Origin of the sequence: Acinetobacter sp. YH16051 (genome assembly GCF_013417135.1) — a bacterium.
GTDB lineage: Bacteria > Pseudomonadota > Gammaproteobacteria > Pseudomonadales > Moraxellaceae > Acinetobacter > Acinetobacter towneri.
Genome location: NZ_VPEN01000028.1, coordinates 1 through 10,782, shown reverse-complemented (window position 1 = coordinate 10,782; position 10,782 = coordinate 1). Strand labels below are relative to the sequence as shown.

Below are 10,782 nucleotides of genomic sequence, written 5' to 3'. Positions count from 1 at the left end.
TACCTTAGCCTTAAAGTCGTTTGAATGATTTCTTCTTGGTCTACGTGCCATAAAATACTCCATATATTGATGTTTATAACATCATTTGAGGAGCAGAGTATCACTTATAGGAGTTGTTCAAATTTCCAGATCCATCTCTGTACGACTGGTGATTCATATGATAATGCTTTGGCTGAAACGGTGAATGGCTTATACAAAACAGAGGTGATTGAATATTTAAAAGCAGATTGGCAAGGTTTAGCAGATGTACAACTTGCGACGGCTTTGTTGCACAAAGATTTGAAATGCAAAGCGCCCCTAATTGAGCCAAATTTAAGGCGTAACTTGGGTAAGTGGTCGACCTAATTCCGTAAATCTGTTGAGGACTGCTACACGTGCATGAATTTCATTCACCTGACTAGGAAAGCTTCTTGCCATTAATTTATCGCCTAATAATTTGATGCAATGCATCTTGGTTTCCACCAAACTGCGGCGATGATAGCCTGACCATTTTTTCCATAATGTCCTGCCTAAACGTTTAACTGTTCGAAGTAATTCATTTCGCTCTAGCGAGCTGATCTTTGTATCTTTCCATGGTTTCGCATTTTTTCTAGGTGGAATCACCGCATGTGCTTGCCGATCTGCAATGACCTGACGGCATTGCTTGGTGTCATAAGCTCCATCGGTATAAACAGAGTCAATCTGCTCATCTTGTGGAATCTGATTAAGTAAATCACCAAGCACCTGTGAATCACTGACATTATTGGTTGTGAGCTGAATAGCGCGTATTTGTAGGGTTTTGGCATCTATACCAATATGTAGTTTACGCCATTGGCGACGATATTCAGCTCCATGTTTCTTGCGTTTCCATTCGCCCTCACCTAGAAACTTCATGCCTGTAGAGTCTACGAGTAGATGCAGCCCATCGCTACTTTTTTGGTAGCTGATTGCAATATCAATATGCTTTTGTCTTCTACAAAGCGTACTGTAATCTGGTGCGGTCCAATTTAATCCGCAAAGTTCAATCAGACTTTGCACAAAGCCAGTGACCATACGTAAAGATAGACGGAATAAGGATTTAATCATTAAGCAGCATTGGATAGCTGCGTCGGAGTAGGTTTGATTTCGCCCTTGTTTGCCTTTTGATGGAGCATACCATTGCGTAGCAGGATCAAACCAAATGACAATATTTCCGCGACTCATGAGTGCTCGGTTATATGCGGGCCAATTGGTTGTGCGGTAGATTTTGTGTGTAGGCTTCTTCATTTGAAAATTATATCGCTGAAAAATCCTTTACAGATAGATTTGTGCAACAAAGCCGATTTGAAGTTATAAATCCTTTAATTTAAAAACACTACATTGATCTATATTTATTGCGGATGGGGGGGAGACATCATTTTTCATCGTTGTTTCGAAGATAACCATATATGATTTCTGAAAATTTCATCATGGTAGCAATAAAGCATGGGCATTTTACCAAAAATTGAATCAGTACTACTAGAAATCAATCAAAGTCTTGGTGGTAATACCGCATATTCAACAGTTCAACTTGCATACTAAAATTACAAAGCTAAATAAATTTTCAAAGAACACTTGCAATAGTTAATGTAACCTTCATCTATTAAAAATTATTATATTTTTTAGGGGGTAAGGGGAGAATGAGTAATCCAGTTTCTCTTTCAAATAGTTGTATTCTCCTTGCAGGTAGCATTTCTCTTACTACAAATGATGACCAGATCGATAAGGCTCATTCATTTGTTGAAGCTCTTGTAACAGAAGTTATTAATGCTGGAGGCAGCTTTATCGGTTATTTTTCAGCAGAGCCTGTAAATCAAACTCAAAAATCTTTAGTTTTTGATTGGACTATTGCTAGAAAAATAAACGAACTAACTCAAGGGATAGAAAACAAAATCTTTCTTAAGATTGTTGCATCAAATGATCGGTTGCAATTCAAAACCAATTCCGAACAGCGACGGCTTTTAAATAGCATGATTGCTCGTGGGGTTGCTGAACATATTTGTATTGATGACGAAATCTTAACAGGTAGCAATGTAGGTGAAGAACAAATTGAGCATGCTACAGCAATGATTGCACTAGGTGGTGGTAAAGGAGTATTAGATAGAGCTCACAAAATGGTAAAAAAAGGGTTGCCTATTTTGCCTTTAGATCTACAAATCGGATCAAATAAAGAAGATGGAAATGGTGCATTAGGATTGCTAAAAAAATTTAGAGATACTCCTCAAACTTATTTGCAAAATACCGGTTCTACTGTGGTAAAAAGTATTTCAGCACTCTCTTTAGAAGAACCTGTATTAGAATTTTCTCAAATTGCAAAGAGAATTATTACGATCTTTTATAAAGAGGAACAAGCTAGACACGCAGCTCTTCCGCCAGATGTATTAGTCTTGACAGCTTTACCAATTGAATTATCAGCTGCAAGGCAAGCATTAAATATTAATGAAGGTGTACAGCCTATAGTTACAAGTACGGGTCTCCATGTATGGAAAACAGAAATAATTCGCAATGATGGTATACGGGCTAATTGCGCAATAGCATGTTTTTCTAGCGCTGGAAATGTAGATGCTTCTTCAATCACCACCACATTACTAATTGAATTACAACCTAAAAATGTAATCATGTTAGGTATTGCTGCGGGAATGCGCGAAAAATGTGCTTTAGGCGAAGTTGTTTTATCTGAACAAGTCGTTGCATACGAAGGAGCAGCTCTCATTGAAGGTGGCGCTACAGAACACCGGCCTAAAAGCACAGTGTTAGATCTTAAAGTTAGACAGGATGTTAGCACATATTTATCTAACAAAAGTTCTTTAGAAAGTCGCTTAATAAAGAGCTATGAAGCCTTAGAAATCATACTTCCAGATAGTATTGAAATTGGCCCAGTAACTAAAAGTGTTATGCCTAAAACAGTCACTATTGGAAGTGGTGAGAAGCTTCTTCGAGATCCTGAAAAATTTAAAGCCTTAAAAGAACTTAATGGAAAAATTGAAGTTGCTGAAATGGAGGGTGCAGGAGTATTTGCGGCTTGTGCTTTACATAAAAAACCCGTGTTAATGATTAGAGGAATTAGTGACTTTGGTGATTCCACAAAAGACAATCGCTTTCATGACTTAGCCGCAAAAGCAGCTGCTGCAGTAACAGCAGATTATATTACTCATGGCTTAACACTTAATAACTAACTTGGGGAAACACATCAGAATGTCACTTACAAATTCAGATCTTCAATATTATGATGGTAATGTACTTCGTTTACCTTCAGAAAAACGTACAGAATATCATGCACAAGTGGATAATTTAATAACAGAGTTACGCAAACATATCACTTCAAACTCTGACTTAAAAATAGCAAAAGTAGTTAAAGCCGGTTCTTTTGCAAAGTATACAATTTTGAAGAAAACTGTAGATGATCCTATCGATGTAGATATTGTATTTTATATCAGTAATAAAAATGTAGATGATTCGACATTAGACAATCTTAATGACTTAATTTACACGTTACTCACAAAAATTTATCCAACTAAAGCTGTTGAAGATTTTGAGATTCAACGGAGAGCAGCTACAGTAACTTTTGTCAAAAGTGGGCTGAGTGTAGATGTAGTTCCTGTAATTCAAGATGCCCAAGAACCAAACCATGGTTGGCAATATGATCTAAAAACTAAAGAAAAAAACCTAACTTGTGCTCCTTGTCATATTCAATTTATTCGTGATAGAAAAAATTCAGATAAGCATTACCGCACTTTAGTGCGTATGGCAAAACGATGGAAAAATTTTGCGTGCCCTCCGGGCCTTAAATCTTTTCATCTAGAGTTGATACTAGCTTATTTACAAGATCGTGATGGACCAACACAAAATATTGAACAACGTTTTAGAGAATTTTTAGGATTTATAGCTCAAAGTGAATTAAATGAACGTATTGATTTCCCTGAGAACTCGGCTAAGGTGCAGAAATATTTTTCAGATCCTGTTGTAATTATTGATCCTGCTAACCATGAAAATAATGTAGCGTCTCGAATAACTATAGAAGAGAAAGAACAAATCGTCAAAATAGCCTTACAAGCTTGGGAAACTGCAAATTATGCATCAGTAGAAGATGATAACGACATTTGGAAAGAAATATTCGGTAATAAATTTAAAATTAAGGATTAAAGCATGAGTTCATCATACTCAAGTACTTATTCGAGTACTTACACTGTAGCTGATGTTGAAAAAGTTGTACGTAGTATTAAAGCAGATTTAATTATGATCGCTAGTAGCACAAGAGCGATGACTGAAGATAAAGCGAAAGAATATGCCCATGATATTGAACTATTAGCAAAAAATGAATATTTATCTAAAGTGGATGTAACTTTGATATCTTCCTATGGTTCAGAAGTTAGAGCTATTAAGTACATATTTCAAACTGAAGGTGCATCTGGTACTGAAAGACCTGGCGGAGTAATGTGGCCCCACACACCAGATGGACGAATTAGAATTATATTGTCACATACCGATAAATATCGTAATGAATCAGAAAAAGCTTCCAAATTACCATTGGAAATAACTTGGGTCTCAACAACAGAAAGTACCACTCACAGTAGCCTTTCTGCATCAGGGGAGCGAGGTTATAGCAGTAATGGTTATGGAGCTAATAGGAGCGACTACTCATGAGTAAATCAACAGTTTTTGAAGTTAAGACAGATTTACCAATTAAACAATTTGATGATTTAGCTGACAAATTACTCGGTTTTGAATCTAGATATTCCCGTATTAAGAAACAAGTACAACTTTTGCTTCAGGCTGATGAGTTAGAACAATGGAGTAAACAAAAACATGGGAAAAAACTAGCGGTTATTGATCTTCTTGTCGATCAATATCCTTTAGCTATTTTTCATGGTGATGTAGGTACTGGAAAAACTGCAAATGCTGAAGCAATTGTTAATAGATTAGCTCGTGATGCGAAAATAGAAGATGCTTTGCTATTTAAGCTTAGTAATAAAGTCAGAGGAACTGGTAAAGTTGGTGAAATGGGTACTCTCATTGCACAAGCATTCGATGAAATCACTCGGTCTATTGGACATGGAAATGGTCGAGCTTTTCTTATTATTGATGAAGGTGATTCGCTTGGAGCATCTCGAAGTCAAGAAAATAGTCATCATGAAGATAAAGTTGGTGTGAATACTTTAATTCAAGCAATAGATGATTTAAGAAAACATGGTGGCCGTATCTTTGCAATTTTATGTACTAATCGATTAGCTGCTTTAGATGCAGCTGTTTTGCGTAGAGCTTCCATTGTAGAAGAGTTTGTTCGCCCATCTAATGAAGAACGACATGAGCTTTTTACTAAAGATTTGTCTGACATCGATTTTTCGGAAGATGAAATTGCCGAATTAGTAAGTGCAACTGCTCCTCACGGAGCAGAACCAGGTTGGACTTATTCAGATATTCGTACACGGTTATATCCAACGGCAGTTTCTTTAGCTTTTCCTGATTCAGAATTAACAATCTCACACTTCCATCAGGCTCTTAGTAAGCTAAAGCCTTCACCTATAATGGCTGGATAACATAATTCTAATTGGAAGGAGCATAAGAATGTATAAAAAAGAGGTTTATATTTCTGTAGACATTGAAACAGCAGGTCCTATAGTAGGTGAACACAGTATGCTGACTATAGGAGCATGTTTCGTATATAACCCTGATATAGAATTTACAATAATGCTCCAACCAATCAGTGATCAAGCAATTGAAGAAGCTTTAAAAGTGTCAGGAATAACTTTAGACCAAGCACGAAAGAAAGGTATTCCCCCCATAGAAGCAATGTCTCAATTTGAAAGTTGGATACTCAAGTATTTACCAGAGGACTCTAGACCTATATTTGTAGGACTTAATGCGCCTTTCGATTGGTCTTTTATAAATTTTTATTTTCTAAAATATTTAAATAGAAATCCTTTTGGTATATCAGCTATAGATATCAAAGCTCTTTTTATGGGAGCCACAAAATGTAGCTGGTACGATACAAAGTCAAGTTCAATAGATAAATATGTACATCCTACTTTACAAGGAGATCATAATGCTTTGCACGATGCAAAGTATCAAGCAGAATTATTTAGATTAGTTTATTCAATTGAATAAATTATATAATTCATATAGTTTTCAATTGGGTAATATTAATATGACAAATAGGATTAATTCTGAACAAGCTGTTGAACATGCCTGGAAGTACTTTGAATTACATTCCAACCAAAGAATAACAATGTTCAATTATTTTCTTTTTATCATTGCTGGATTAGGAACCGCTATAGGTGTTTCCATTCAGTCCTCAAGTACCTTTGCTTACATAGGAATATTTTTATCCATTTTCTTAAGTATTACGGCATTTGTTTTCTGGAAGCTAGATCAAAGAACATCTTTTTTAATCAAACAATCTGAAGAAGTCTTTAAAAGATTAGAAAGAAATTCTTCAATTGATATTGGAATATTTTGTAATGAAGAAAGTAATCTTATTAGAGCTAATATGGGAAAAAAATATTTAAGTAAAATTTTGACTTATGGCTTGATATTTAGAGCAACTTTCTTAATTATGGGACTAATTGGCTTAATCGGAGTCTTAATCTTTAGTTTAATAATTTTTGAAAAAATCTCTTTTGAAACTCCCAAAAAAAATGATACTACGTTAATTTCTAAATAAGTAATAACCCTATGCATATCTTTGCATAGGGCTAGATAATATTTTTAGGCTGTTAAGGCTTTGTTGCACAAAGATTTGAAATGCAAAGCGCCCCTAATTGAGCCAAATTTAAGGCGTAACTTGGGTAACTGGTCGACCGAGCCTGTAAATAATTTTGTGTAATTGCTTTTCATAAATTTAAAGGTGATTGCTTAAGCGGTCACCGAATTCAATAATAAAGCGGCTCATGGCTAAACGCCAGTCGCGAATAGGCATATTCCACTTTTTAGACGCTGCATCAATTGCCAGGTAAATCACTTTACGTACAGAATCATCCGTTGGAAAGACTTTACGCTTTTTGATCGCCTGACGTATTACGCTGTTTAATGATTCGATCGCATTGGTGGTATAGATGGCTTTGCGTATCTCGGCTGGATAAGCAAAGAAGGTATTTAGATTCTCCCAGTGTGTACGCCAGCTTTTGCTGATCTGTGGGTACTTGTCATCCCATGTTTGGGCGAATTGATCCAAGGCCATCAAGGCTGCCTCTTCAGTAGGTGACTGATAAACGGCTTTTAAATCCTGAGTGACGGCTTTGTAATCTTTCCATGATACGTATTTCAAGCTGTTACGCAGCATATGGATAATGCACAGCTGGATATGGGTTTGCGGGTATACGCTGTTAATGGCATCAGGAAAGCCTTTTAGTCCATCCACACAGGCGATCAGAATATCCTGCAACCCTCGGTTTTTAAGCTCAGTCAGGACATTCAGCCAGAATTTTGCACCTTCATTCTCAGCCATCCACATGCCGAGCAGTTCTTTCTGTCCATCAAGATTAATGCCTAAGGCAAGGAATACAGCCTTGTTGATAACACTGCCATTATGACGGACTTTAACTACAATACAGTCCATATAGACGATGGGATAGAGTGCATCCAGCGGACGGTTTTGCCATTCAGCGACTTGCTCCTTAACAGCATCAGTCACCTTGGAAATAAGCGTTGGCGATACATCAGCATCGTACATTTCTTTGAAAGTAGCCACGATTTCACGGGTAGTCATGCCTTTGGCATAAAGGGATAGAATTTGGCTATCCATTTGCGTGATACGAGTCTGATTCTTTTTAATTAGCTGTGGCTCAAATGTGCCATCACGATCTCGTGGTGTGGTGATCTCAATCTCACCATCATCGCTCAGCACGGTCTTACTGGAATAACCGTTACGAGCATTTGAACCGTTCTTACGAGCATTCTTTTCATGTCCGAGATGTTCGGTAAGTTCGGCATTGAGAGCCGTTTCAACAGTGAGTTTAGTCAACAATCGGGTGAATTGATTGAGATCGTCTTCTGTTTTGATTCCTTTAGCAAATTCTGCTGCAAGGTCTTTTAGTTTTTGTTCGTTCATCATGTTGCCTGACTCCGTTGTGAATATGAACATAGCAAATTCAGGCAATTACACAATTTAATTTACAGTCTCGGTCGACCTAATTCCGTAAATCTGTTGAGGACTGCTACACGTGCATGAATCTCATTCACCTGACTAGGAAAGCTTCTTGCCATTAATTTATCGCCTAATAATTTGATGCAATGCATCTTGGTTTCCACCAAACTGCGGCGATGATAGCCTGACCATTTTTTCCATAGTGTCCTGCCTAAACGTTTAACTGTTCGAAGTAATTCATTTCGCGCTAGCGAGCTACTCTTTGTATCTTTCCATGGTTTCGCATTTTTTCTAGGTGGAATCACCGCATGTGCTTGCCGATCTGCAATGACCTGACGGCATTGCTTGGTGTCATAAGCTCCATCGGTATAAACAGAGTCAATCTGCTCATCTTGAGGAATCTGATCGAGTAAATCACCAAGTACTTGTGAATCACTCACATTATTTGTAGTGAGTTGAATAGCGCGTATTTGAAGGGTTTTGATCTATACCAATATGAAGTTTACGCCATTGGCGACGATATTCAGGTCCATGTTTCTTGCGTTTCCATTCGCCCTCACCTAGAAACTTCATGCCTGTAGAGTCTATGAGTAGATGCAGCCCATCGCTACTTTTTTGGTAGCTGATTGCAATATCAATATGCTTTTGTCTTCTACAAAGCATACTGTAATCTGGTGCGGTCCAATTTAATCCACAAAGTTTAATCAGACTTTGCACAAAGCCAGTGACCATACGTAAAGATAGACGGAATAAGGATTTAATCATTAAGCAGCATTGGATAGCTGCGTCGGAGTAGGTTTGATTTCGCCCTTGTTTGCCTTTTGATGGAGCATACCATTGCGTAGCAGGATCAAACCAAATGGCAATATTTCCGCGACTCATGAGTGCTCGATTATATGCGGGCCAATTGGTTGTGCGGTAGATTTTGTGTGTAGGCTTCTTCATTTGAAAATTATATCGCTGAAAAAGCCTTTACAGATAGGTTTGTGCAACAAAGCCAACTTAAAGTACTATGTACTTAATTTAACATAATCACTATTATACGCAATGGACTTGTAACTCCAAAATAGAAATGTCCGGTTTCTCCAAAGTAAAAATGTCCGCTTTTAGAATATGCACTTTTGCAATTTCCTTAGCGGACGGTTTGATATGTTGGTGTCTATGTCGGATAAAGAACTTAAACGATTGTCGGTCTTGCAGGAAATCTGCGATCAACGCATAACTCAATCCCAGGCTGCTCAGCTACTTCATATTTCAGAACGTCAGATCAGACGCTTACTGCAGAAATACAAAGCCCAAGGTCCAGCTGCATTAGCCCATGCCGGTCGTGGCCAAATCAGCAATTCTAAACTTCCTGAAGAACTCAAACTCAAGTGCCTCAATATTGTTTCTGACCAACTCCATGGTTTCGGACCCACTTTAGCGCATGAAAAGCTCACCACCGTACATGGATTCGATCTTTCAGTAGAAACCCTGCGTTCTTGGATGATTGCAGCTGACTTATGGATGCCTCGATCCAAGCGCCTGAAACGACCGTATCAGCCTCGTTACAACCGGGATTGCTTTGGTGAACTGATCCAAATTGATGGCTCACACCATGACTGGTTTGAAGGACGCGCTGCTAAATGCTGTCTGCTGGTGTTTATCGATGATGCTACAGGAAAATTGCAGCATTTACGCTTCTGTGAGTCAGAATCAACCTTTGACTATATGATTTCAACACGCTTATATGTCGAACAGCACGGTAAGCCTTTAGCGTTTTACAGCGACAAACATTCAGTCTTTAGAGTGAATCAAAGCAGCAAGAAAGACACCAAGATTACCCAGTTTGGACGTGTACTCAGCACCCTGGCCAATGCCTTAAAACAGGTGGTGCTGCAACAGCGGGTGATCCATGCCGATGAAACGCCGGTCACCATCATGCGGATGGGTGAGAATGATAAAAAACCGAAGAAAGGTTATGTCTGGGCCTATGCCACTACACAGTACAATCCAGTTCAAGCCGTGATCTATGACTTTCAGGATAGTCGTTCAGGTCAGCATGCTGAAGCGTTCCTGAAAGACTGGCAGGGCCATCTGGTCTGTGATGATTACAGCGGTTATAAAGCACGCTTTAAATCAGGTCAGGTCATTGAGGTGGGCTGCATGGCGCATGCGCGTCGTAAATTCCATGAACTGCATGTGACCAAAAAAAGTCAGGTCGCTGAACAGGCATTAGTGCTGATTCAGAAACTGTATGCCATAGAAGCAGAACTCAGGAAAAAGACCGATGGTACAGCAGAACAGCGCCGCGAATACCGACAACAGCATAGTCAACCGGTGATGCAACAACTGTATGAATGGCTCAACCAACATCAACTGACTGTGCCATCGAGTTCTCCAACCGCCAAGGCGATCAATTACACTCTGAAGCGTTGGCCAGCTTTAAGCCGCTATCTGGATAACGATTGGTATAACGGTTGCCAGACCTTACGCACACCATATCGACCTAAACTTTCTTTCCAAATACGTTTGATTTGCTCTGCATGATGTAAATCATGCTGAACACGTTTCGCTCGATGTTCTGGGTTATCAACGAGATCTAAAGCCCGATAATAGGTCGAAGCTGCAATCGGTAAAATTCTACAAATCGCTTCAACACCATATCGATCTTTATTGTTCTGGATAAAATCCACCATTATTTGTGTGGGCGGTCGAGCTCC

9 protein-coding genes and 3 pseudogenes are annotated in these 10,782 nt (G+C 38.5%); 8 read left to right on the top strand and 4 right to left on the bottom strand.

What is annotated here, in order from left to right; all coding sequences use genetic code 11:
- Positions 1 to 138 precede the first annotated feature (138 nt).
- Positions 139 to 345, top strand: a pseudogene (locus FTV41_RS15230) (hypothetical protein); the annotation flags it as partial.
- Here the strand turns inward: FTV41_RS15230 and FTV41_RS12970 are convergent.
- On the bottom strand, positions 313 to 1,245 hold the full coding sequence (locus FTV41_RS12970; RefSeq protein ID WP_104852498.1) for an IS5-like element IS17 family transposase: 933 nt from the start codon (positions 1,243 to 1,245) through the stop codon (positions 313 to 315). The pseudogene FTV41_RS15230 and the gene FTV41_RS12970 sit on opposite strands and share 33 nt — an antisense overlap.
- A 392-nt stretch (positions 1,246 to 1,637) precedes the next feature.
- Between FTV41_RS12970 and FTV41_RS12965 the strand changes: the two genes are divergently transcribed.
- The 6 genes from FTV41_RS12965 to FTV41_RS12940 are packed head-to-tail and all read left to right on the top strand — an operon-like array spanning position 1,638 to position 6,658.
- Positions 1,638 to 3,173 (top strand): 5'-methylthioadenosine/S-adenosylhomocysteine nucleosidase, encoded by a 1,536-nt coding sequence (locus FTV41_RS12965; RefSeq protein ID WP_151208073.1) that lies wholly within the window; start codon positions 1,638 to 1,640, stop codon positions 3,171 to 3,173.
- 19 nt (positions 3,174 to 3,192) lie between these two features.
- Positions 3,193 to 4,140, top strand: a complete 948-nt coding sequence (locus FTV41_RS12960) for a CBASS oligonucleotide cyclase (protein WP_151208075.1) — start codon at positions 3,193 to 3,195, stop codon at positions 4,138 to 4,140.
- 3 nt (positions 4,141 to 4,143) lie between these two features.
- Entirely contained in the window at positions 4,144 to 4,641 is a 498-nt protein-coding gene (locus FTV41_RS12955) for a four-carbon acid sugar kinase family protein (RefSeq protein WP_151208077.1), read from the top strand.
- A complete protein-coding gene (locus FTV41_RS12950) occupies positions 4,638 to 5,534 on the top strand; it encodes an ATP-binding protein (protein ID WP_151208079.1) in 897 nt (298 codons plus the stop codon). Before FTV41_RS12955 ends, FTV41_RS12950 begins: the two co-directional genes overlap by 4 nt.
- 28 nt (positions 5,535 to 5,562) lie before the next feature.
- A complete protein-coding gene (locus FTV41_RS12945) occupies positions 5,563 to 6,102 on the top strand; it encodes a 3'-5' exonuclease (protein WP_127798920.1) in 540 nt (179 codons plus the stop codon).
- A gap of 40 nt (positions 6,103 to 6,142) precedes the next feature.
- Positions 6,143 to 6,658, top strand: a complete 516-nt coding sequence (locus tag FTV41_RS12940) for a hypothetical protein (protein WP_127798922.1) — start codon at positions 6,143 to 6,145, stop codon at positions 6,656 to 6,658.
- Between the two features lie 177 nt (positions 6,659 to 6,835).
- Here the strand turns inward: FTV41_RS12940 and FTV41_RS12935 are convergent, their stop codons facing one another.
- Positions 6,836 to 8,044, bottom strand: a complete 1,209-nt coding sequence (locus FTV41_RS12935; RefSeq protein WP_032028744.1) for an IS256 family transposase — start codon at positions 8,042 to 8,044, stop codon at positions 6,836 to 6,838.
- Between the two features lie 62 nt (positions 8,045 to 8,106).
- Positions 8,107 to 9,025 (bottom strand): annotated as a pseudogene (locus FTV41_RS12930) (IS5-like element IS17 family transposase).
- 216 nt (positions 9,026 to 9,241) lie between these two features.
- On the opposite strand from FTV41_RS12930, the gene FTV41_RS15225 reads away from it, so the two are divergent.
- Positions 9,242 to 10,609, top strand: coding sequence for an ISNCY family transposase (locus FTV41_RS15225; RefSeq protein WP_225531283.1), 1,368 nt, complete (start codon positions 9,242 to 9,244; stop codon positions 10,607 to 10,609).
- Here the strand turns inward: FTV41_RS15225 and FTV41_RS12915 are convergent.
- Positions 10,534 to 10,782: pseudogene (locus tag FTV41_RS12915) on the bottom strand (IS3 family transposase); the annotation flags it as partial. The gene FTV41_RS15225 and the pseudogene FTV41_RS12915 overlap by 76 nt on opposite strands.

Bases quoted from the DNA above. Each gene is read 5' to 3' on its own strand.
- FTV41_RS12970 (WP_104852498.1), bottom strand. From the start codon at position 1,245: ATGAAGAAGCCTACACACAAAATCTACCGCACAACCAATTGGCCCGCA.
- FTV41_RS12965 (WP_151208073.1), top strand. From the start codon at position 1,638: ATGAGTAATCCAGTTTCTCTTTCAAATAGTTGTATTCTCCTTGCAGGT.
- FTV41_RS12960 (WP_151208075.1), top strand. From the start codon at position 3,193: ATGTCACTTACAAATTCAGATCTTCAATATTATGATGGTAATGTACTT.
- FTV41_RS12955 (WP_151208077.1), top strand. From the start codon at position 4,144: ATGAGTTCATCATACTCAAGTACTTATTCGAGTACTTACACTGTAGCT.
- FTV41_RS12950 (WP_151208079.1), top strand. From the start codon at position 4,638: ATGAGTAAATCAACAGTTTTTGAAGTTAAGACAGATTTACCAATTAAA.
- FTV41_RS12945 (WP_127798920.1), top strand. From the start codon at position 5,563: ATGTATAAAAAAGAGGTTTATATTTCTGTAGACATTGAAACAGCAGGT.
- FTV41_RS12940 (WP_127798922.1), top strand. From the start codon at position 6,143: ATGACAAATAGGATTAATTCTGAACAAGCTGTTGAACATGCCTGGAAG.
- FTV41_RS12935 (WP_032028744.1), bottom strand. From the start codon at position 8,044: ATGAACGAACAAAAACTAAAAGACCTTGCAGCAGAATTTGCTAAAGGA.
- FTV41_RS15225 (WP_225531283.1), top strand. From the start codon at position 9,242: ATGTCGGATAAAGAACTTAAACGATTGTCGGTCTTGCAGGAAATCTGC.